This is a genomic window from Streptomyces sp. NPDC049879 (assembly GCF_044461265.1).
Classification (GTDB): domain Bacteria; phylum Actinomycetota; class Actinomycetes; order Streptomycetales; family Streptomycetaceae; genus Streptomyces.
The window spans coordinates 468,656-489,236 of sequence record NZ_JBITKT010000003.1 but is presented as its reverse complement, the minus strand read 5'-3'; the positions used below and the strand labels follow the sequence as shown (position 1 = coordinate 489,236).

The window sequence follows — 20,581 nt, the reverse complement described above, 5'->3', positions numbered from 1 at the left end:
CATGTCAGCTACCGCAACCTCTCCGCGGCGCAGCGGCGCCCGGCGCGCCTGGGGCGCCAGGGAACGCTCCGGATCGCCGATGATGCTGGGCGCGGGACGCCTGCCGCGCGTCCTCGCGGGCGGCGCGCTCCTCGTGGCGGCCGTCGTGTGGCTCGCGCCGTTCGCCTGGGCCGTCGCCAGTTCCTTCCAGACGGAGGAGGACGCCGCCTCGCCGGGGCTGTGGCCGTTCAAGGGCGCGCTGACCCTGGACTCTTACCAGCAGATATTCGAGCGCGGCAACCTCACGACCTGGGCGTTCAACAGCATCCTGATCGCCGTCCTGGTGACGGCGCTGACCATCGTCGTGTCCACGCTGGCCGCCTACGGCTTCTCGCGCGGCACCTTCAAGGGGCGGCGGGCGCTGCTCGCGGTCACCGTCGCGTCGATCATGGTGCCGCCGCAGCTGCTGATCATCCCGCTGTTCCAGGAGATGCTGACGCTCAACCTGGTCGACACCTACGCGGCGGTCGTGCTGCCGCAGGTGGTCGCCCCGATGATGGTGTTCATCCTCAAGCGGTTCTTCGACGGCATCCCGCGGGAGCTGGAGGAGGCCGCCCGGATCGACGGCGCCTCCGACCTGCGGGTCTTCTGGTCGATCGTGCTGCCGCTGTCGCGGCCGATCGTGGCGGCGGTGTCGATCTTCGTGTTCATCGGCGCCTGGAACAACTTCATGTGGCCGTTCATCGTCACCAACGACCCCGACCTGATGACGCTGCCGGTCGGCCTCGCGACGGTGAAGGACACGTACGGCATCCAGTACGCGCAGTCCATGGCCTCGGCCCTGCTCGCCGCGCTGCCGCTGATCGTCGTCTTCCTGCTCTTCCAGCGCCGGATCGTCCGCTCGGTGGCCACCACCGGCCTCGGCGGAGCCTGACGCGACCCGCTTCCGGCGGCCCTCAAGGGCCGCCGGAATGGGCTTGTACATCGATGTAAATCCGTGGTGCGATAGGGCTGCGCCCTTCCGCGCGCCACCCCCCGCACCATCCCGCAAGGAGCACCCGTGCCCACTCCCACCGCCGTGCCGCGTCCGGAGTACCCGCGCCCGCAGTTCGTCCGCCGTGACTGGCTGAACCTCAACGGCGCCTGGCAGTTTGAGACCGACAGGGGCGACAGCGGCCTGGAACGCGGCCTGCTCGACCGCGAGCTGACCGGCACGATCACCGTCCCGTTCGCCCCGGAGTCGGAGCTGTCCGGCATCGGCGACACCGACTTCCTGGAGGCCGTCTGGTACCGGCGCTCCCTCGTCCTGCCCGCCGAGTGGACCGGCCGCCGCGTGCTGCTGCACTTCGGCGCCGTCGACCACGACGCGACGGTGTGGGTCAACGGGACCGAGGTCGTCCGCCACCGCGGCGGCTTCACGTCCTTCACCGCCGACCTCTCCGGCGTCGCCGAGCCCGGCGAGGAGGCCGTCATCACCGTCCGCGCCCGCGACCCGAAGTCCGGCCCGCAGGCGCGCGGCAAGCAGGCCCTGAAGTACGCCAACCACGACTGCAACTACACACGCACCACCGGCATATGGCAGACGGTGTGGCTGGAGCCGGTCGCCGACGTGCACCTGCGCCGCCCCCGGATCACCCCCGACCTGGCGGGCTCCGCGTTCCACCTCGAACTGCCGCTGTCCGCCAACCGCCCCGGGCACCGCGTGGTGGCCGTCCTGTCGGACGAGAACGGCGAGGTGGCGCGCGCGGAGGCCCGCGCCGACCTCGACCTGGCGCCCCGCCTCTACCTGCCCGTGTCCGAGGAGCGCCGCCGCGAGTGGAGCCCCGAGGACCCGCACCTCTACGGCCTGCGGCTGACCCTGCTGGACGCCGAGGGCACCGAACTCGACGCCGTCGACAGCTACGCCGGACTGCGCGCCGTCGGCATCCGGGGCAAGGCCGTCACGCTGAACGGCCGCGCCGTCTTCCAGCGCCTCGTGCTGGACCAGGGCTGGTACCCCGACGGGCTGATGACCGCGCCGAGCGACGAGGCCCTCGTCCGCGACATCGAACTGTCGATGGCGGCGGGCTTCAACGGCGCGCGCCTGCACCAGAAGGTCTTCGAGGAGCGCTTCCTGTACCACGCCGACCGCCTCGGCTACCTGGTCTGGGGCGAGTTCGGCGACTGGGGCGCCGAGGTGGGCGGCTCCTCCGGCGACAACCAGCAGCCCGACGCCTCGTACCCGGCGCAGTGGCTGGAGGCGATCGAGCGCGACTACTCGCACCCCTCGATCATCGGCTGGTGCCCGCTCAACGAGACCTACCAGAAGCTGCACGACCGCATCACGCAGCTCGACGCCGTGACCCGCGGCATGTTCCTCGCCACCAAGGCCATGGACACCACCCGTCCCGTCATCGACGCCTCCGGCTACGCCCACCGCGTCATCGAGACGGACATCTGGGACTCGCACAACTACGAGCAGGACCCCGGCCGGTTCGCCGAGGCCGTCTCGGGCCTCGCCGACGGGAAGCCGTTCGCCAACGCGTACTCGGACGGCGCCGCGTACTCGCTGCCCTACCGCGGCCAGCCGTACTTCGTCAGCGAGTTCGGCGGCATCTGGTGGGACCCCGAGGCCGCCGCCGACGCGGCGGGCGACGACCGCACCGAGTCCTGGGGCTACGGCGACCGGCCGCGCGACGAGGAGGAGTTCCAGACCCGCTTCGCGGGCCTCACCGGCGTGCTGCTCGACGACCCGGACATGTTCGGCTACTGCTACACGCAGCTCACCGACGTCTTCCAGGAGCAGAACGGCGTCTACCGCTTCGACCGCAGCGAGAAGCTGGACGTGGCGCGGGTGCGCGAGGCCCAGCTCCGCCCGGCCGCCATCGAGACCGACTGACGTCCCCCGCCGCACCGTTCCGGCCCCGTCCCACCCGCTGGGGCGGGGCCCGCGCGGGTGGTGCTCTGGCCGGGGCGGCGCGGACGGCCGTATCCTTGTGCGCAGTTCGCCCGTGTATCCGGGCGGGCGCCCCACAACTGAATGCGTGTACGGCGGAGGGAAGCCGGTGCGAATCCGGCGCTGACCTGCAACCGTGAGCGGCCCCCGCAAGGGTGGTGCCGTGAGCCGGAACGCTCACCGTGCGACGCGGACTTCTCTCACTGTCATGGTCTGCAGCGTGGAGCCCTCAGCCGTCCCGGCCCCCCGGCCCCTGCCGCCTCGTACCAGCCGTACGAACGCGCGTCAGGGGCCGCCGTGCCGGGACCCCCGGTGGGCCGGTTCCGGCTGCCCAACGGGAAAGGCACGCGATGTCCCGCCCCACCGTCAGAGCAGCCGTCACCGGCCTGCTCGTCGCGGTGCTCCACCTGCTGTGGCCCGCCGCGGCCGGGAGCGCGCTCGCGGCACGTCCGGCGGCGGCCGGGACGCCCGGGTTCTGCCCGGACGACTCCGGCGTCAGCGTCGTTGTGGACTTCCGCGAACTGGGCGGCGGCCGCGTCGTCCGCTGCGCGCCCGGCAGCCAGCGCGACGGCCTGGCGGCGCTGCGCAACGCGGGCTTCGACGTGGCCGGCACCGCCCGCTGGGGCGACTCGTTCGTCTGCCGCATCAACGGCCGTCCCGGCGTGGACCGCGAGCCGTGCGCCGACACACCGCCCGCCACCGCGTACTGGTCCTACTGGCACGCGGAGAACGGCGGGCCGTGGCGCTACAGCCAGCGCGGCGCGGTGAACCGGACGCCGCCGCAGGGCAGCATCGACGGCTGGTCCTTCCAGCTCGGCGTGGCGGAAGGGGAGTCGATCGCCCCCGGTGTCGCACCCCTGCGCGTCGGCACGCCCGCCGAACCGCCCGCCCCCGGCGGCGGTGGCAGTGGGGGCAGCGGCAGCGCACCCGATGCACCGCCCACCCCGCAGCCACCCGTTCAGGACCCACCGGCCACGGGCGGCGACAGCGGCGGCGCGGAACCCACCGGCGAACCGGCCGCCACCGACCCCGCCCCCGACGAGGAGCCGGAAGAGGCGGACGCGACCCCGCCGGACGAAAGCCCCACCCCCTCGCCCGACGCGACGCCGACCGGCGAACCGGCGACCGGAACCGCCACACCCTCCGGGCAGGCCGCCGGGGCCGACGGGGACTCCGACTGGGCCGGTGAGGACAGCGCCTACGCCGAAGCGGAGACCGACGGCTCCTCCGGCCCGTCACCCCTCACCCTCGGCGTCCTCGCCCTGCTGGCCGTCCTCGGCACCGGCGGCATCGTCACCGCACGCCGCAGGCGCCGCGCCGCCGCACCAGCCGACGACGCATGACACCCCCAGGCCCGCTGCCCCGTTCCCTGCACCCCGGAGCGTGGTGGCTGTGGGCCCTCGGGCTCGCCGTCGTCGCGGGACGGACCACCAACCCGCTCCTGCTCGCCCTGCTGCTCGCGGTCACCGGCTACGTCGTCGTGCGGCGGCGCACCGACGCCCCCTGGGCCCTGTCGTTCCGGATGTACCTGGTCTTCGGCGCCGTCATCGTCCTGATGCGCGTCGTGTTCAGGGTCGTCCTCGGCGGGGGACAGGGCGAGCACATCCTCTTCACCCTCCCCGAGATCCCGCTGCCCGACGCGGCCGCGGGCATCCGGCTGTTCGGCCCGGTCGCCGCCGAGGAGGTGCTCGGCGGCCTCTACGACGGGCTCCAGCTCGCCACCATGGTCGTCTGCGTCGGCGCGGCCAACGCGCTCGCCAACCCCAAGCGGATGCTCAAGGCCATGCCGGGCGCGCTGCACGAGATCGGGACGTCCGTCGTCGTCGCCCTCACCGTCGCGCCGCAGCTGATCGAGAGCGTCCAGCGGGTGCGCCGCGCCCGGCGGCTCCGCGGCGCGCGCGAACGCGGACGGCGGGCCCTGCGCGGCATCCTGATCCCGGTCCTCGAAGACGCCCTCGCCCGCTCCCTCGCCCTGGCCGCCGCCATGTCCTCGCGCGGCTACGGGCGCACCGGCACCGCCACTCCCCGCGCCCGCCTCACCGTCGGCGTCCTCGTCATCGCGGGGCTCCTCGGCATCGCCGCGGGCCTCTACGGCGTGCTCGACACCAACGCCCCCGGCTACCTCGGCGTGCCGATGCTGCTGACCGGCACCGCCGTCGCCGTGCTCGGCTTCGCCCTCGGCGGGCGACGCGTACGCCGCACCGGCTACCGCCCCGACCACTGGCGCGCCGGAGAACTGCTGACCGCCGCCTCCGGACTCACCGCCGCCGTCCTCATGTACGCCGCCTCCCGGACCGACCCCGCCACCCTCTACCCGGCCCTCTCACCGCTGACCTGGCCCGACGTCACACTCCTTCCCCTCCTCGCCGTCCTCGCCGGTCTCCTGCCCGCCCACCTGGCCCCGCCCCCACCCCCCACCCCGCCCACCCGGCCCTCCGTACAGCCGCAGCCCAGGGAGGCCGCCGCGTGATCCGCTTCGACCAGGTCGGACTCACCTACCACGGCGCCGACACGCCGACCCTCACCGGCGTGGACCTGTCCGTCGGCGAAGGCGAGCTGTGCCTCGTCGCCGGGCGCACCGGCTCCGGCAAGTCCACCCTCCTCGGCGCGGTCAACGGCCTCGTGCCCCGCTTCACCGGCGGCCTCCTCACCGGCACCGTCACCGTCGCCGGCCGGTCCACCGCCTCGGCGCCCCCACAGGAGTTCGCCCACCTCGTCGGCACCGTCGGCCAGGACCCCCTCGCCGGATTCGTCACCGACACGGTCGAGGAGGAACTCGCCTACGGCATGGAGCAACTCGCCGTCCCCCCGGCGACGATGCGCAAGCGCGTGGAGGAGACACTCGACCTCCTCGGCATCGCCGACCTGCGCCACCGCGCCCTGCGCACCCTCTCCGGCGGCCAGCAGCAGCGCGTGGCGATCGGCTCCGTCCTCACCGCCCACCCCGCCGTCCTCGTCCTCGACGAACCCACCTCCGCCCTCGACCCGACCGCCGCCGAGGAAGTCCTCGCCGCCGTCCTGCGGCTCGTCCACGACCTGGGCACCACCGTGCTGATCGCCGAGCACCGCATGGAACGCGTCCTCCAGTACGCCGACCGCCTCCTCCACCTCCCCGGCGACGGCACCGTCCGCGACGGCACCCCCGGCGAGCTGATGCCGGACCTCGCCACCGCCGACATCGCCCCGCCCGTCGTCCACCTCGGCCGCGTCGCGGGCTGGCACCCACTGCCCCTCTCCGTCCGCGACGCCCGCCGCCACGCCCCGTCCCTGCGCGAACGCCTCGCCGACCGCCTGCCGACCCCGCCGCCACCTCCCCCCGCCGACCGCACCCCCGCCCTCACCGCCCGGCGGATCACCGTGGCCTACGGCTCCACCGTCGCCGTCCGCGAGGTGGACCTCGCGCTGTACCCGGGCGAGGTGACCGCCCTCATGGGCCGCAACGGCTCCGGCAAGTCCTCCCTTCTCTGGGCCCTGCAGGGCTCGGGACCCCGCCGCTCCGGCGACGTGTCCGTCTCCGGCAGCGACCCCGCCTCACTGCCCGCCCATCGGGCCAGGACCCTCGTCGGACTCGTCCCGCAGAGCGCCGCCGACCTCCTCTACCTCCAGACGGTCGACGCCGAGTGCTCCCAGTCCGACGAGGAGTCCGAAGCCGCCCCCGGCACCTGCCGCGCACTGCTCGACCGGCTGGCCCCCGGCGTCCCCGGCGACCGCCACCCCCGCGACCTCTCCGAGGGCCAGCGCCTCGCCCTCGTTCTCGCGATCCAGCTCACCGCGGCTCCCGCCGTGATGCTCCTGGACGAACCCACCCGCGGCCTCGACTACCGGGCGAAGCGCGCCTTCGGCCGCGTCGTCCGCGACCTCGCCGACCGCGGCCATAGCGTCCTCACGGCGACCCACGACGTCGAGTTCGTCGCGGCCACCGCCGACCGGGTGGCCGTGCTCGCCGAAGGCGAGACCGTCGCCGACGGCCCCACGGCCGACGTGATCTGCTCCTCCCCGTCCCTCGCACCCCAGGTGGCCAAGGTGCTGCGCCCCCAACCCTGGCTGACCCCCGACCAGGTCGCCGCCGCCCTCACCCTCTCGGAGGCGCGCCCATGACCGCCCACCCCGAGCCGTCGTCCGGAGCCGCCACCACGCACCGGGTCACCGTCCTGCGCATCGGACCCCGCACCGCCGTCGTCCTCGTCCTGGCCTCCCTCATCGGGCTCGCCATGTTCTGCTGGCCCCTCCTCTCACCTCCCGCACCCGAGGCGATCGCCCACAGCGGTCACGCCCCCCTGCTGTTCGTGCTCCTCCTCCCCGTCGTGCTCGCCGTCGTCCTGGCCGAGATCACCGAGGGCGGCCTCGACCCCAAGGCGCTCGCCCTCCTGGGCGTCCTGGCGGCGGTGAACGCCGCCCTGCGGCCCCTCGGCGCCGGTACCGCCGGCATCGAGACGGTCTTCTTCCTGCTCATCCTGGCGGGGCGCGTCTTCGGCCCCGGCTTCGGCTTCGCCCTCGGCACCGTCTCCCTCTTCGCCTCCGCCCTGCTGACGGCGGGCGTCGGCCCCTGGCTGCCCTTCCAGATGATGGCGGCGGGCTGGGTCGGCCTCGGCGCCGGGCTGCTCCCGCGCCGGGCGACCGGACGCGCCGAGACCGCCCTCCTCGTCTGCTACGGCATCGTGGCGGCCTACGTCTTCGGACTCCTGATGAACCTCTGGTTCTGGCCCTACGCCACCGGAGACGGGACCGAACTCTCCATCGACCCCGAGGCCGGCGTCCTCACCAACCTCCACACCTTCGGCATCTTCACCCTGCTCAACTCCACCCTCGGCTGGGACACCGGCAGGGCCCTCACCAACGCCGCCGCCATCCTGGCCCTCGGACCCGCCGTGCTCACCACGCTGCGCCGCGCCGCCCGGCGCGCCGCCTTCGACGCCCCGGTCACCTTCACCGCGTCCGCCGGACCGGACGACACCACCGGCGGGCACATCACGGGGACCGTCCCTGAGCAGGGGACGGCCGCGACCGCGGCTCCCGGCCGTTCGGCCCCGCCTCCGGCGGCGTCCCCCACGCCGTCCCCCACGTCGTCCTGGCCGTGACCCGCCGCCGCGCACAGCCCTCCCCACCCGCCGCAGGCACGCCCGTCCGGCGTCCCACCGCTCCGAGGCCGCCGCAGGCGCCCGCTCCCGACCGCGTCAGGCACGGAGCGCCGCCCCCGCGCTCCCCGGCGCGGCCCGAGCCCCGCACACGGCCGGGAAGGGGAGGAGGGCACGGATGCGGTGGCGGGTGCGACAGCGGCGGCCCTCGGGACGCCGACCTCTTTCTCGTCGTTCTCGTCGTTCTCGTCCCGGGACTCCCGGAATCGCTGCAATGCGTTCATGGCGGCGATCCTGTCAGCCGCCCGCCGACAGCCGTCGTGCGTTGTCCACAGCCCGCACGATAAGGAAGATGGTCCGATCTTCGCTGGGGGCGGGCCAGGACGCGACGACGATTCAGCGCCGGGGCCGAGGGCGCCTCGGACGGTGCGCCCGGCCGTTCAGCCGCTCCAGGCAGGCACGGACCGCCAGCCGCCCCGCCCAGTGGAACGCCCGTTCATGGGAGTCCACCTCGTGCACGACAAGCTCCCGCAGTACCAGGGACACCGCCGCGTCCAGCGACTTCGCGTCCACCTCCGTCCGCACCCCGTCGAGGAACGCCTCGCGATACTGCCGGTGCTCCTCCCGCGTACCTCCCTGGGTCTGATACTCCGCCGCCGTCTCCAGCGTCACGCCGGGCAGCCACGGCTCGAAATCCACCAGGACAAGGGCGAAGTCACTGGGACACGACGTCTGACGCGCGTGCAGCACCCTGATGTCCCGCACCGGCCGCGACGGAAACCGGTCCGCCCCCTCGGCATCCACCACCGGAAGATTTCCCTCCGCCACGACCTGCCCCACATCCTCTCGGCGAGCCCATCCGAGTCTTCCTCAACGCAAACAAACCCGGTCGCCCGTGCTCCCTGCCCGGTCAACCGCCCACGCCCCGCCAGACCCCCACCACGTCACTCCCCACAACACCCGGCACCCCGCATCATGCCTGGTCAGCAGCCCCGTAAACCCCTTCACGCATCCCCGGTCCCGCCGCCCACACCCCCCGCCACCCCTCTTGCCCGTCCGCCTTGTCCCTTCCTCCCCGCCACCACGTCACTCCCGCCGGGTAACCTGCCCCGCATGACAGGACAACCGACCACGCCGGCGGGCTGGTACGCAGACCCGCAGGGAACCCCCAACCAGCTCCGCTGGTGGGACGGGAGCCAGTGGACCTCGCACACCCACGCAGGCGGCGCCGCCCCGGCGTCCGCCCCCTCGGCGCAGCCGCAGCAGCCTTCCCAGCCCCCGCAGCCCCAGGCCCAGCCTCAGCCCCAGGGCGACCCCGGCTACGGCCAGCCCCAGATCCCGCAGCAGGGCCAGTACGGCGCGGGCGCGGCGCCCGCCGGGGTGAGCGGCGGCTCCCTGTTCACCGAGCCCGTGCTCGTCGTGAACCAGAAGACGAAGCTCATCGAGCTGACCAACGAGTACAGCGTCTTCGACCAGCACGGCCGGACCATCGGCACGGTGACGCAGGTCGGCCAGAGCACCCTGCGGAAGGCCGCGCGCTTCCTCACCAGCCTCGACCAGTACATGACGCACCGGCTGGAGATACGCGACGCCCACGGGCAGCCCCAGCTGATGCTCACCCGCCCCGCCAAGTTCATCAAGTCGCGCGTCATCGTCGCCCGGCCCGACGGACAGCAGGTCGGCGAGATCATCCAGCAGAACGCGATCGGCAAGATCAACTTCTCCATCGAGGCCAACGGCCAGCGGCTCGGCACCCTCCAGGCCGAGAACTGGCGCGCGTGGAACTTCAGCGTCACCGACCACACCGGCACCGAGGTCGCCCGCATCACCAAGACGTGGGAAGGCCTCGCCAAGACGATGTTCACCACGGCGGACAACTACGTTCTCCAGATCCACCGCCAGCTGCCCGATCCCCTGCTCAGCCTGGTCGTCGCCACCGCCCTCACCGTGGACACGGCCCTCAAGCAGGACGCGCGCGGACTGGGCTGACCCCGTCCGCCGACCGGCGCCCCCACCCGGCCGGCCGTGCTCGCCACCGCAACGAGCGCGGGCCGGCCGCGCCGCCCCGGCCACGGGAACCTTCCGCACCCTCGCCGTGAACCCGCCCTTCCCGACCCCCGACGCCCCGGCGCCCACACCCGTCCGCGAACGCTGGGCGGCCCAGCCCCGTCCCGTCCGCTGGGCACTCATCGCCTACCTCGCAGGCTTCGCCCAGGGCACCGCCGCCCACGTCCTCGACATCGCCACCGGCGGCATCCACGCCTACACGAGCCTCGGCCCTCCCGCCATGCAGGCCTTCTACCTCAGCCTGGTCGTGCTCGACCCGCTGGTGGTACTCCTCGTGTCCCGCGTACGCCCACCCGGCATCGTCCTGGCGGCAACCGTGATGGCCGCCGACGTGACCGCGAACTGGATCACCAACTGGCCCATGCTCCGCGACGACCCCACATGGTTCCTCCGCCCCGTGGGGCTCCTCCCCATCACGCTCTTCGGTGTCTTCGTCACGGCGACCGCCATCCCCCTCCACCGCTCCGTCGCCGCCTCCGCACCGCCGCCCCGCTGAGCCGGGAGCCCGACGAAACCGGTCAGGATCGAAGAAGCACGATCCACCACCGCCTCGTAGCGTCGGGCATGACACCGCCCCGCGGCCCGCGCCCCCTCAGCAGACAGGAAACGACCGGAATGGCCAGCACACCGCACCACCGTTCCCCCGCGCCCCGCGCCGCCGACAGCCACGAGGTGATCCGCGTGCACGGCGCACGCGAGAACAACCTCAAGGACATCAGCGTCGAGATCCCCAAACGCAGGCTGACGGTCTTCACCGGTGTGTCCGGCTCCGGCAAGAGCTCCCTCGTCTTCAGCACCATCGCCGCCGAGTCCCAGCGCCTGGTCAACGAGACCTACAGCACCTTCGTCCAGGGCTTCATGCCCACCCAGGTACGCCCCGAGGTCGACGTCCTGGAGAACCTCACCTCCGCCATCGTCGTCGACCAGCAGCGCCTCGGCTCCGACCCCAGCTCCACGGTCGGCACCGCCACCGACGCCGTCGCCCTCCTGCGCATCCTCTTCAGCCGCCTCGGGCAGCCGCACATCGGCCCGCCCGGCGCGTTCTCCTTCAACGTCCCCACGGTCAGGGCGAGCGGCGCGATCACGGTCGAGCGCGGCGCCAAGAAGACCGTCAAGCAGACCTTCAGCCGCACCGGCGGCATGTGCACCCGCTGCGAGGGCCGCGGCACCGTCTCCGACATCGACCTCACCCAGCTCTACGACGACTCCAAGTCCCTCGCCGAAGGCGCGATCACCGTCCCCGGCTACAAGGCGGACGGCTGGTGGACGGTGCGGCTCTTCGCCGAGTCGGGCTTCCTCGACCCCGACAAGCCCATCCGCGACTACACCGAGACCGAGATGCGGGACTTCCTGTACCGCGAGCCCACCAAGGTCAAGGTCGAAGGCGTCAACCTCACCTACGAGGGGCTGATCCCGAAGGTCCGCAAGTCGTTCCTCGCCAAGGACCGGGAGGCCATGCAGCCGCACATCCGCGCGTTCGTGGACCGCGCGGTCACCTTCACCACCTGCCCCGACTGCGACGGCACCCGCCTCAGCGAGGCCGCGCGCTCCTCCCGGATCGGCGGGACCGGCATCGCCGACGCCTGCGCCCTGCAGATCAGCGACCTGGCCGCCTGGGTACGCGGCCTCGACGAGCCCTCCGTCGCCCCGCTCCTCACCACTCTCGGCCGCACCCTCGACTCGTTCGTCGAGATAGGCCTCGGCTACCTCAGCCTCGACCGCTCCTCGGGCACGCTGTCCGGCGGCGAGGCCCAGCGCGTCAAGATGATCCGCCACCTCGGCTCGGCGCTCACCGACGTCACCTACGTCTTCGACGAGCCCACCACCGGCCTCCACCCCCACGACATCCGGCGCATGAACGACCTCCTGCTGCGCCTGCGGGACAAGGGCAACACCGTCCTCGTCGTCGAGCACAAGCCGGAGACCATCGCCATCGCCGACCACGTCGTCGACCTCGGCCCCGGCGCCGGCACGGCGGGCGGCACCGTCTGCTTCGAGGGCACCGTCGACGGCCTCAGGACCAGCGGCACCCTCACCGGCCGCCATTTCGACGACCGCGCCTCGCTCAAGGAGACGGTGCGCAAGCCCACCGGCGCGCTGGAGATCCGGGGCGCCTCGGCGCACAACCTGCGCGCCGTGGACGTGGACATCCCGCTCGGCGTACTGGTCGCCGTCACCGGGGTCGCGGGCTCAGGCAAGAGCTCGCTCGTGCACGGGTCGGTCCCGGCGGGCGCGGGCGTCGTGTCCGTCGACCAGACCGCGATCCGCGGCTCGCGCCGCAGCAACCCCGCCACGTACACCGGCCTGCTCGACCCGATCCGCAAGGCGTTCGCCAAGGCCAACGGCGTCAAGCCCGCCCTGTTCAGCGCCAACTCCGAGGGCGCCTGCCCCGAGTGCAAGGGCGCGGGCGTCATCTGGACCGAACTGGCCACGATGGCCCCCGTCGCCACCACCTGCGAGGAGTGCGAGGGCAAGCGCTTCCACGCGTCCGTCCTCGAACACCGCCTCGGCGGCCGCGACATCAGCGAGGTCCTCGCGATGCCGGTGACCGAGGCCCGCGCGTTCTTCGGCGACGGCGAGGCGCGTACGCCCGCCGCGCGCGCCGTCCTCGACCGGCTCGCCGACGTCGGCCTCGGCTACCTCGCCCTCGGCCAGCCGCTCACCACCCTGTCCGGCGGCGAGCGGCAGCGGCTCAAACTGGCCACGCACATGGCCGAGAAGGGCGGCGTCTACGTCCTCGACGAACCCACCGCCGGACTCCACCTCGCCGACGTGCGACAGCTCCTCGGCCTGCTCGACCGCCTCGTCGACTCCGGCAAGTCGGTCATCGTCGTCGAGCACCACCAGGCGGTCATGGCCCACGCCGACTGGATCATCGACCTCGGCCCCGGCGCCGGGCACGACGGCGGACGCGTCGTCTTCGAGGGCACCCCCGCCGAACTCGCCGCCACCCGCGCCACCCTCACCGGCGAGCACCTCGCCGCGTACACCGGCGCCTGACCCCGCCCGCCGCCCGCCGCGACGCGTACCCCACCCCGTCCGGGGCAGCAGGACCGTGGCCCATGAGACGCGGGAGGTCCTGTGTTCGACGGATTCACGCTGGAACGGCGCCCCGGGGACGGCGCGGAGCTGCGCGTACGCCACGGCGGCAGCGGCCCGCCCGTCCTCCTCCTGCACGGCCACCCCCGCACGCACGCCACCTGGCACCGCGTCGCCCCGCGGCTCGCCGCCGCCGGTCACACGGTGGTCTGCCCCGACCTGCGGGGCTACGGCGAGTCCTCCAAACCGCCGACCGACCCCGACCACCGCCCGTACTCCAAACGCGCCATGGCCGCCGACTGCCTCGCCCTGATGCGCGGCCTGGGGCACGAACGGTTCGCCGTCGTCGGCCACGACCGCGGCGCGTACGTCGCCACCCGCCTCGCCCTCGACCACCCGGCGGCGGTCTCCGCGCTCACCGTCCTGGACGGCGTACCCATCGGGGAGGCCCTGCGGCGCTGCGACGCGAAGTTCGCCGCGTGCTGGTGGCACTGGTTCTTCCTCGGCCAGACCGCCAAGCCCGCCGAACGCGTCATCGACGCCGACCCCGACGCCTGGTAAGCGACGACGCCCGAGCACATGGGCCCCGAGGCGTACGAGGACTTCCGCAGGGCGATCCACGACCCGGCCACGGTCCACGCCATGTGCGAGGACTACCGCGCCGGCCTCGGCGTGGACCGCGAGCACGACGACGCCGACCGGCTGGCTGGACGGCGCATCGCCTGCCCGGTCCAGGTGCTGTGGGCCACGCGCGACGACATGGCGGACCTCTACGGCGACGTCCTCGCCGTCTGGCGCGACTGGGCGGGGGACCGTCTTGAGGGCGCCCCGATCGCCTCCGGCCACCACATCGCCGAGGAGGCGCCGGACGAACTCGCCGCCGCCCTGCACGGCTTCTGGCGGACATCGCCGGTCGCGGAACGGAGGGGCTGACCACCGCCGCCACCGCAAGATCACCCCCACCCCATTGCGATGCGCCGTCCAGCTCAATACGGTGTATCGATATGAGACATCGTATCGCCGTGGTCGGCGCCGGGCCCGGCGGCCTGGCCTTCGCCCGCGTCATGCACCGCCACGGCCACCCCGTCACCGTCCTCGAACGTGATCCCGCCCCCGACGCCCGCCCCCCTGGCGGCACGCTCGACCTGCAGGAAGGACTCGGCCAGCTCGCGCTCGCCAAGGCGGGCCTGCTGGCGGACTTCCTCGCGCTGTCGCGCCCCGAAGGACAGGCCATGCGCATCCTGGACACGGACGGGACCGTCCTGCGCGACTGGCGCCCCGCCCCCGGCGACCTGGCCAACCCCGAGATCGACCGCGGACAGCTCCGCGACCTGCTGCTCGCCTCCCTGGACGTCCGGTGGGGGAGGAGCGTGACGGAAGTGGTGCCCGGCACCCCGGACGGCGCGCTGGTCCGCCTCGCGGACGGGCGGCAGGAGACGTTCGACCTCGTCATCGGCGCGGACGGCGCCTGGTCCCGGGTCCGCCCGGCGCTCTCGCCCGCCACGCCGCGCTACACGGGCATCACTGTCGTCGAGACCTCCCTGGACGACATCGACACCCGCCACCCCGGCCTCGCCCGCCTGGTCGGCGACGGCTCCATGGCCGTGTACGGCGCGAACCGCTCCCTCGTCGCCCAGCGCAACAGCGGCGGCCACGTGAAGGTGTACGCCCAGTTCCGCACGGCGCTGGAACGGCCCACGGGCCCGGCCGACGCCGACGCCACACGCTCGGACCTGCTGGCCCTGTTCGACGGCTGGGCCGCCCCCGTCCTCGACCTCCTCCGCCACGGCACCGCCTTCGTCCGCCGCCCCCTCCACGTCCTGCCCATGTCCCACACCTGGGCCCACGTCCCCGGCGTGACGCTCCTGGGCGACGCCGCCCACCTGATGCCGCCCCTGGGCGTGGGCGCGAACCTCGCGCTGCTCGAAGGCGCCGAACTCGCCGAATCCCTCGCTACCGCCGACCCCGGCGACCTCGACACGGCCGTCCGCGCCTTCGAGGAACGGATGCGGGCACGGGCTGCCAGGTGGGCCGCAATCACGGCGGCCGGTCTCGAACGCCTCGTGAGCCCCGACCCCGCCGAAGCCCTCGCCTTCTTCGACGAACTCCAGCCGTCCTGACCTCTGATGGACAACGGGGCGGGTCAGACGAGACCGACGGCCGGCGTGGCGGTAGAGCGGACGCGCACCACCGTGACGACCGCGCCGACGAAGTAGACGGCCAGGCCGGCCGGCAGGCCCGCCACCCCCAGGAGTTCGGCCGCCCCGAGCCACGCCCACCAGGAGCGGGGGCACGCCGTAGGCGATCGGTCAGTCATGGCGCGGCGTCGGGCGGACAGGGCATCCAGTCCAGTCGCCACGTGACGACGCCAGCCCGTCACCACCATGTAGCGCCCCCGGCCGCAGCTGCCGCCTCCTCGGCCGCGGCAAACTTCACCAGATCCTCGTCCTTGACGAGGTGGCCGGGCCGGGCGTCGATCAGCACCGCCGTGCCCGGCAGCAGACCAAGAAGTCCGGCGTGTGCTCCTCACCGCCGTCATCGGTGGTGAACGTGAGCTTGAACGGCTGAGACAGCACCTCCTCGGCGCCGCCCAGGAAGTCCAGGGCCAGCAGCATGCGACGCTCGGCCACACTCTCGAAGCCGTGCATCCGACCCGTGGCCACCATGTATTGCGGCCCGGGCGGTGCCGCTGCCGAGCCCGCCAGGTGAACCCGCGTACCGGCACCGAAGCGAGCGCCGGGAAGCCGGCCAGGTCCTGAACCCGGCGGAGCACCTCCGCCCCGGCCGTCTTCCACGGCGCCGTCCACCGCCGGGCCCATCCCGGTCGCGTCTCCAGCCGCCCGAAGGCACGCGGGACGATGCTGGACGGCGCGACGAGCTCAGCCAGAGTGCAGCTTCGCGACCACACCGGCCGGGATCCGGCCTCCGGTGTGCGGACCGATACCTCCATGCCCCCGGCACAGCCCGCCGCACCGGCCTCGCGTACCGGTTTCCGCGAAGACCCCGCAGGCGAGAGGCCAGCCCGCCACCCTGCCCGCCAACTCAAGCGCACAGCCCCGCCATGTCGACGGCTCACTCGCCAAGTGAAACGCTCAGTCTCGTCAGCGGCGCCGGTTTCCGGCTGTTCGATTGCATAAAACTGTCGTGCTGCGTATAGTCATGCCTCCGGTGACGAGGAGGCGATGACCGTGCGCGCTGCGGTGGCGGGAGCGAGTGGCTACGCGGGGGGCGAGATCCTGCGCCTGCTGCTGGGGCATCCGGAGATCGAGATCGGCGCCCTCACGGCGAACGCGAGCGCCGGGCAGCCCCTCGGCGCCAGCCAGCCCCACCTGCTGCCCCTCGCCGACCGCGTCCTGGAGACCACGTCGCCCGAGACGCTCGCCGGGCACGACGTCGTCTTCCTCGCCCTGCCCCACGGCCAGTCCGCCGCCGTGGCCGAGCAGCTCGGCGACGGCGTCCTCGTCGTCGACTGCGGCGCCGACTTCCGCCTGGAGGACGCCGCCGACTGGGAGCGCTTCTACGGCTCCCCCCACGCGGGCACCTGGCCCTACGGCCTCCCCGAACTGCCCGGCGCCCGCGACGCCCTGCGCGGCACCAAGCGCATCGCCGTCCCCGGCTGCTACCCCACCGCCGTCAGCCTCGCGCTCTTCCCTGCCTACGCCGCCGGTCTCGCCGAGCCCGAAGCCGTCGTCGTCGCCGCGTCCGGCACGTCCGGCGCGGGCCGCGCCGCCAAGCCCCACCTGCTCGGCAGCGAGGTCATGGGCGCCATGAGCCCGTACGGCGTCGGCGGCCTCCACCGGCACACCCCCGAGATGGTCCGGAACCTCTCCGCCGTCGCCGGGGAGCGGGTCACCGTCTCGTTCACCCCCACCCTCGCGCCCATGCCGCGCGGCATCCTCGCGACGTGCAGCGCCAAGGCGAAGCCCGGACTGACCGCCGCCACCCTGCGCGAGGCGTACGCGAAGGCGCTCGCGGACGAGCCGTTCGTCCGCCTCCTGCCCGAGGGCCGGTGGCCGACCACCGCCGCCGTCGTCGGGTCGAACGCCGCGCTGCTCCAGGTCGCGTACGACGAGGCCGCGGGCCGCCTCATCGCGATCAGCGCGATCGACAACCTCACCAAGGGCACCGCGGGCGGCGCCGTGCAGAGCATGAACATCGCCCTCGGCCTCCCCGAGGACCTCGGCCTGCCCGCCACCGGGATCGCGCCGTGAGCGTGACCGCCGCGCGGGGCTTCACGGCGACCGGCGTCGCCGCCGGGATCACGCCGGACGGCACCCCCGACCTCGCCCTCGTCGTCAACGAGGGACCGGGCGCCGCCGCCGCGGGCGTCCTCACCGCCAACCGCGTCAAGGCCGCCCCCGTCCTGTGGACGCAGCAGGTCCTCGCCGCCGGCCAGGTCACCGCCGTCGTCCTCAACTCCGGCGGCGCCAACGCCTGCACCGGCCCCCTCGGCTTCCAGGACACCCACGCCACCGCCGAACGCGCCGCCGCCGTCCTCGGCCACAACGCCGCCGAGATCGCCGTCGCCTCCACCGGCCCCTTCGGCACCCGCCTGCCCATGGACCGGCTCCTGCCCGGCATCGACAGCGCCGCCGCCGCCCGCACCCCGCACGGCGGCGAGAAGGCCGCCCTCGCCATCAAGAGCACCGACACCACCCACAAGACGGCCACCGCCGACGGCGACGGCTGGACGGTCGGCGGCATGGCCAAGGGCGCCGACCTCCTCGCCGTCCTCACCACCGACGCCGACCTCCCGCCCGACGCCCTTGACCGCGCCCTGCGCGCCGCCACCCGCACCACCTTCGAACGCGTCGACTCCGACGGCCGCACGTCCCCCAACGACACCGTCCTCCTGCTCGCCTCCGGCGCCTCCGGCATCACGCCAGGCGAGGAGGCGTTCACCGAGGCCGTCCGCGCCGTCCGCGCCGTCTGCGCCGACCTGACGCGCCAGCTCGTCCAGGACGCCGCGGGCGCGTCCAAGGACATCCGCGTCGGCATCACCGGCGCCGCCACCGAGGACGACGCCGTCGAGGCGGGCCGCGCCGTCGCCCGCAGCAACCTCCTCAAGTGCGCCGTCCACGGCGAGGTTCCCGACTGGGGCCGCGTCGTGGCCGCCCTCGGCACCACGTCGGCCGCCTTCGAGCCGCACCGCCTCGCCGTCGCGTTCAACGGCGTCTGGGTCTGCCGCGACGGGCAGGCCGCCGACGACCCCGCCCGCGCCGACCTGCGCTACCGCGAGGTCCGCATCACCGCCGACCTCGGCGCGGGCGAGGCGTCCGCCGAGATCCTGACCAACGACCTGACAGCCGACTACGTTCACGAGAACAGCGCCCACTCCACATGACTGCTGCCGGTACCACCCGCAAACACACCGCGCTGCCCAAGGCGCGCATCCTCATCGAGGCGCTCCCCTGGCTCACCCGCCACCACGGCCGGACGGTCGTCATAAAATTCGGCGGCAACGCCATGGTGGACGAGGAGCTGAAGGCCGCCTTCGCCCAGGACGTCGTCTTCCTCCGCCACGCGGGACTGCGCCCCGTCGTCGTCCACGGCGGCGGCCCCCAGATCAACGCGCAGCTCGAACGCGTCGGCCTCACCTCCGAGTTCCGCGCCGGCCTGCGCGTCACCTCGCCCGAGGCCATGGACGTCGTCCGCATGGTCCTCGCCGGGCAGGTCCAGCGCGAGCTGGTCGGCCTGCTCAACCGGCACGGCCCCCTCGCCGTCGGCATGACCGGCGAGGACGCCCACCTGATGACCGCCACCAAGCGCTGGGCCGAGGTGGACGGCGAACGCGTGGACCTCGGCCGCGTCGGCGACGTCACCGCCGTGGACACCGGCGCCGTCGAGGCGCTGCTCGCGGACGGCCGCATCCCGGTCATCTCCTCCATCGCCCGCAGCGAGGACGACGACCACGTCTACAACATCAACGCCGACACCGCCGCCGCCGCCCTCGCCGCAGGACTCGGCGCCGAGACGCTGATGGTCCTCACCGACGTCGAGGGCCTGTACGCCGACTGGCCCGCGAGCGACGAGGTCATCAGCCGCCTCACCGTCAGCGAGCTGGAGACCCTGCTGCCCGAGCTGTCGAGCGGCATGGTGCCCAAGATGGAGGGCTGCCTGTACGCCGTCCGCAACGGCGTCGGCAACGCGCGCGTGATCGACGGCCGCGTGCCGCACGCGATCCTGCTGGAGATCTTCACCGACGAGGGGGTCGGGACGATGGTCGTGCCCGACGAGACCCCGGTCGACACACCCGACGACACACAAGGGGAGCCGTGATGAGCAACGAGTCGCTGACCGCCCGCTGGCAGGGCGCGCTGATGAACAACTACGGCACCCCCCGCATCCCCGTCGCCCGCGGCGAGGGCGCCCGGCTGTGGGACGCCGACGGCAAGGAGTACATCGACTTCCTCGCCGGCATCGCCGTCAACTCCCTGGGCACCGCCCACCCGGCCGTCGTCCGCGCCGTCACCGAGCAGATCGGCACCCTCGGCCACGTCTCCAACCTCTTCGTCGCCGAACCCCCCGTCGCCCTCGCCGAGCGGCTCCTCGCCCTGGCCGGACGCCCCGGGCGCGCGTTCTTCTGCAACTCGGGGACCGAGGCGCTCGAAGCCGTGTTCAAGATCGGCCGCCTCACCGGCCGCACCCACATGGTCGCCACCCAGGGCGCCTTCCACGGCCGGACCGTGGGCGCCCTCGCCCTCACCGGCCAGCCCGGGAAGCAGCAGGGCTTCCACCCGCTGCCCGGCTCCGTCACCCACGTCCCCTTCGGCGACACCGAGGCACTGCGCGCCGCCGTCACCACCGACACCGCCTTCGTCGTCCTCGAACCCGTCCAGGGCGAGAACGGCGTCGTCGTCCCGCCCGAGGGCTACCTGACGGCCGCCCGCGAGATCACCCGGGCCACCGGCACCCTCCTCGTCCTCGACGAGGTGCAGACCGGGATAGGGCGCACAGGACACTGGTTCGCCTGCCAGGCCGAGGGCGTCGAGCCCGACGTCATCACGCTCGCCAAGGGCCTCGCCGGCGGGCTGCCGATCGGCGCGGTCCTCGCGTTCGGCGACACCGCCGGCCTGATCGCCCCCGGCGGCCACGGCACCACCTTCGGCGGCAACCCCGTCTCCTGCGCCGCCGCCCTCGCGGTCCTCGACACCATCGAGTCCGAGGGGCTGCTCGCCCACGTCAAGCGGACGGGGGAGCGGCTGCGCGACGGGATCTGGAACCTCGGCCACCCCCTGGTGGACAGCGTGCGGGGCGCCGGGCTGCTGATCGGTGTCGTGCTCACCGAACCCGTGTCGCGCGAGGTGCAGCAGGCCGCGCAGGACGCCGGGTTCCTCGTCAACGCGGCCGTCCCCGACACCGTACGGCTCGCCCCGCCGCTGATCATCGGCGACGCCGAGGTGGACGCGCTCCTCGCGGCACTGCCCGGCATCCTGGACACGGCCGACGCGGCGGCCCGCGCGGCGGACGGCAGATGACCCGGAGG

17 protein-coding genes, 1 pseudogene and 1 riboswitch are annotated in these 20,581 nt (G+C 73.6%); of the genes and pseudogenes, 15 read left to right on the top strand and 3 right to left on the bottom strand.

The genetic code is table 11. The annotated features are described in order from the left end of the window. Position 1 precedes the first annotated feature (1 nt). The 6 genes from ACIBPC_RS13155 (at position 2) to ACIBPC_RS13130 (ending at position 7,992) form a co-directional block, all read left to right on the top strand. Entirely contained in the window at positions 2 to 913 is a 912-nt protein-coding gene (locus ACIBPC_RS13155; RefSeq protein WP_362968022.1) for a carbohydrate ABC transporter permease, read from the top strand. 126 nt (positions 914 to 1,039) lie between these two features. Then, the gene (locus ACIBPC_RS13150; protein ID WP_398843734.1) at positions 1,040 to 2,857 is read left to right on the top strand and encodes a glycoside hydrolase family 2 protein; all 1,818 of its coding nucleotides are present in this window, start codon (positions 1,040 to 1,042) and stop codon (positions 2,855 to 2,857) included. A 133-nt stretch (positions 2,858 to 2,990) separates the two neighbouring features. Then, positions 2,991 to 3,114: riboswitch (cobalamin riboswitch) on the top strand. A 150-nt stretch (positions 3,115 to 3,264) separates the two neighbouring features. Then, positions 3,265 to 4,257, top strand: a complete 993-nt coding sequence (locus ACIBPC_RS13145; protein WP_398843731.1) for a hypothetical protein — start codon at positions 3,265 to 3,267, stop codon at positions 4,255 to 4,257. Next, the gene (locus ACIBPC_RS13140) at positions 4,254 to 5,384 is read left to right on the top strand and encodes a CbiQ family ECF transporter T component (RefSeq protein ID WP_362967476.1); all 1,131 of its coding nucleotides are present in this window, start codon (positions 4,254 to 4,256) and stop codon (positions 5,382 to 5,384) included. The genes ACIBPC_RS13145 and ACIBPC_RS13140 overlap by 4 nt, the downstream gene beginning before the upstream one ends. Next, the gene (locus ACIBPC_RS13135) at positions 5,381 to 7,012 is read left to right on the top strand and encodes an ABC transporter ATP-binding protein (protein WP_398843728.1); all 1,632 of its coding nucleotides are present in this window, start codon (positions 5,381 to 5,383) and stop codon (positions 7,010 to 7,012) included. The genes ACIBPC_RS13140 and ACIBPC_RS13135 overlap by 4 nt, the downstream gene beginning before the upstream one ends. Beyond that, positions 7,009 to 7,992, top strand: coding sequence for an ECF transporter S component (locus ACIBPC_RS13130; protein WP_398843725.1), 984 nt, complete (start codon positions 7,009 to 7,011; stop codon positions 7,990 to 7,992). The genes ACIBPC_RS13135 and ACIBPC_RS13130 overlap by 4 nt, the downstream gene beginning before the upstream one ends. A gap of 393 nt (positions 7,993 to 8,385) precedes the next feature. Here ACIBPC_RS13130 and ACIBPC_RS13125 read toward each other — a convergent pair whose 3' ends face one another. Continuing rightward, a complete protein-coding gene (locus ACIBPC_RS13125; RefSeq protein WP_398843723.1) occupies positions 8,386 to 8,688 on the bottom strand; it encodes a hypothetical protein in 303 nt (100 codons plus the stop codon). A gap of 414 nt (positions 8,689 to 9,102) precedes the next feature. Here ACIBPC_RS13125 and ACIBPC_RS13120 point away from each other — a divergent pair, with 414 nt between their 5' ends. The 5 genes and pseudogenes from ACIBPC_RS13120 to ACIBPC_RS13100 all read left to right on the top strand — a co-directional run bounded on the left by ACIBPC_RS13120 (position 9,103) and on the right by ACIBPC_RS13100 (position 15,215). Further along, positions 9,103 to 9,978 (top strand): phospholipid scramblase-related protein, encoded by an 876-nt coding sequence (locus ACIBPC_RS13120; protein WP_362967468.1) that lies wholly within the window; start codon positions 9,103 to 9,105, stop codon positions 9,976 to 9,978. Between the two features lie 106 nt (positions 9,979 to 10,084). Beyond that, a complete protein-coding gene (locus ACIBPC_RS13115) occupies positions 10,085 to 10,552 on the top strand; it encodes a hypothetical protein (protein ID WP_398843719.1) in 468 nt (155 codons plus the stop codon). Positions 10,553 to 10,671: 119 nt separating this feature from the next. After that, entirely contained in the window at positions 10,672 to 13,056 is a 2,385-nt protein-coding gene (locus ACIBPC_RS13110) for an ATP-binding cassette domain-containing protein (protein ID WP_398843717.1), read from the top strand. An 81-nt stretch (positions 13,057 to 13,137) separates the two neighbouring features. Then, positions 13,138 to 14,028, top strand: a pseudogene (locus ACIBPC_RS13105) (alpha/beta fold hydrolase). Positions 14,029 to 14,099: 71 nt separating this feature from the next. Beyond that, entirely contained in the window at positions 14,100 to 15,215 is a 1,116-nt protein-coding gene (locus ACIBPC_RS13100) for an FAD-dependent oxidoreductase (RefSeq protein WP_398843715.1), read from the top strand. Between the two features lie 23 nt (positions 15,216 to 15,238). Here ACIBPC_RS13100 and ACIBPC_RS13095 read toward each other — a convergent pair whose 3' ends face one another. Then, complete coding sequence (locus tag ACIBPC_RS13095) at positions 15,239 to 15,412, bottom strand: hypothetical protein (RefSeq protein WP_398843712.1); 174 nt, start codon at positions 15,410 to 15,412, stop codon at positions 15,239 to 15,241. Between the two features lie 160 nt (positions 15,413 to 15,572). After that, entirely contained in the window at positions 15,573 to 15,743 is a 171-nt protein-coding gene (locus tag ACIBPC_RS13090; protein ID WP_398843709.1) for a hypothetical protein, read from the bottom strand. A gap of 534 nt (positions 15,744 to 16,277) precedes the next feature. Between ACIBPC_RS13090 and argC the strand changes: the two genes are divergently transcribed. From argC to ACIBPC_RS13070, 4 genes are read left to right on the top strand one after another with little or no spacing between them, the layout of a single operon-like run. Next, on the top strand, positions 16,278 to 17,306 hold the full coding sequence (gene argC, locus ACIBPC_RS13085) for an N-acetyl-gamma-glutamyl-phosphate reductase (protein WP_398843707.1): 1,029 nt from the start codon (positions 16,278 to 16,280) through the stop codon (positions 17,304 to 17,306). Further along, the gene (argJ, locus tag ACIBPC_RS13080) at positions 17,303 to 18,439 is read left to right on the top strand and encodes a bifunctional glutamate N-acetyltransferase/amino-acid acetyltransferase ArgJ (RefSeq protein ID WP_398843705.1); all 1,137 of its coding nucleotides are present in this window, start codon (positions 17,303 to 17,305) and stop codon (positions 18,437 to 18,439) included. Before argC ends, argJ begins: the two co-directional genes overlap by 4 nt. Next, positions 18,436 to 19,374, top strand: a complete 939-nt coding sequence (gene argB, locus ACIBPC_RS13075; protein WP_362967450.1) for an acetylglutamate kinase — start codon at positions 18,436 to 18,438, stop codon at positions 19,372 to 19,374. Before argJ ends, argB begins: the two co-directional genes overlap by 4 nt. Next, positions 19,374 to 20,573, top strand: coding sequence for an acetylornithine transaminase (locus ACIBPC_RS13070; protein ID WP_398843702.1), 1,200 nt, complete (start codon positions 19,374 to 19,376; stop codon positions 20,571 to 20,573). Before argB ends, ACIBPC_RS13070 begins: the two co-directional genes overlap by 1 nt. The last annotated feature ends 8 nt before the right edge of the window (positions 20,574 to 20,581 follow it).

Excerpts from the sequence above, each read along its gene's own strand:
- ACIBPC_RS13155 (WP_362968022.1), top strand. The coding sequence starts at position 2 with ATGTCAGCTACCGCAACCTCTCCGCGGCGCAGCGGCGCCCGGCGCGCC.
- ACIBPC_RS13145 (WP_398843731.1), top strand. The coding sequence starts at position 3,265 with ATGTCCCGCCCCACCGTCAGAGCAGCCGTCACCGGCCTGCTCGTCGCG.
- ACIBPC_RS13140 (WP_362967476.1), top strand. The coding sequence starts at position 4,254 with ATGACACCCCCAGGCCCGCTGCCCCGTTCCCTGCACCCCGGAGCGTGG.
- ACIBPC_RS13130 (WP_398843725.1), top strand. The coding sequence starts at position 7,009 with ATGACCGCCCACCCCGAGCCGTCGTCCGGAGCCGCCACCACGCACCGG.
- ACIBPC_RS13120 (WP_362967468.1), top strand. The coding sequence starts at position 9,103 with ATGACAGGACAACCGACCACGCCGGCGGGCTGGTACGCAGACCCGCAG.
- ACIBPC_RS13110 (WP_398843717.1), top strand. The coding sequence starts at position 10,672 with ATGGCCAGCACACCGCACCACCGTTCCCCCGCGCCCCGCGCCGCCGAC.
- ACIBPC_RS13100 (WP_398843715.1), top strand. The coding sequence starts at position 14,100 with ATGAGACATCGTATCGCCGTGGTCGGCGCCGGGCCCGGCGGCCTGGCC.
- ACIBPC_RS13095 (WP_398843712.1), bottom strand. The coding sequence starts at position 15,412 with ATGACTGACCGATCGCCTACGGCGTGCCCCCGCTCCTGGTGGGCGTGG.
- ACIBPC_RS13090 (WP_398843709.1), bottom strand. The coding sequence starts at position 15,743 with ATGCACGGCTTCGAGAGTGTGGCCGAGCGTCGCATGCTGCTGGCCCTG.
- argC (WP_398843707.1), top strand. The coding sequence starts at position 16,278 with ATGACCGTGCGCGCTGCGGTGGCGGGAGCGAGTGGCTACGCGGGGGGC.
- argB (WP_362967450.1), top strand. The coding sequence starts at position 18,436 with ATGACTGCTGCCGGTACCACCCGCAAACACACCGCGCTGCCCAAGGCG.
- ACIBPC_RS13070 (WP_398843702.1), top strand. The coding sequence starts at position 19,374 with ATGAGCAACGAGTCGCTGACCGCCCGCTGGCAGGGCGCGCTGATGAAC.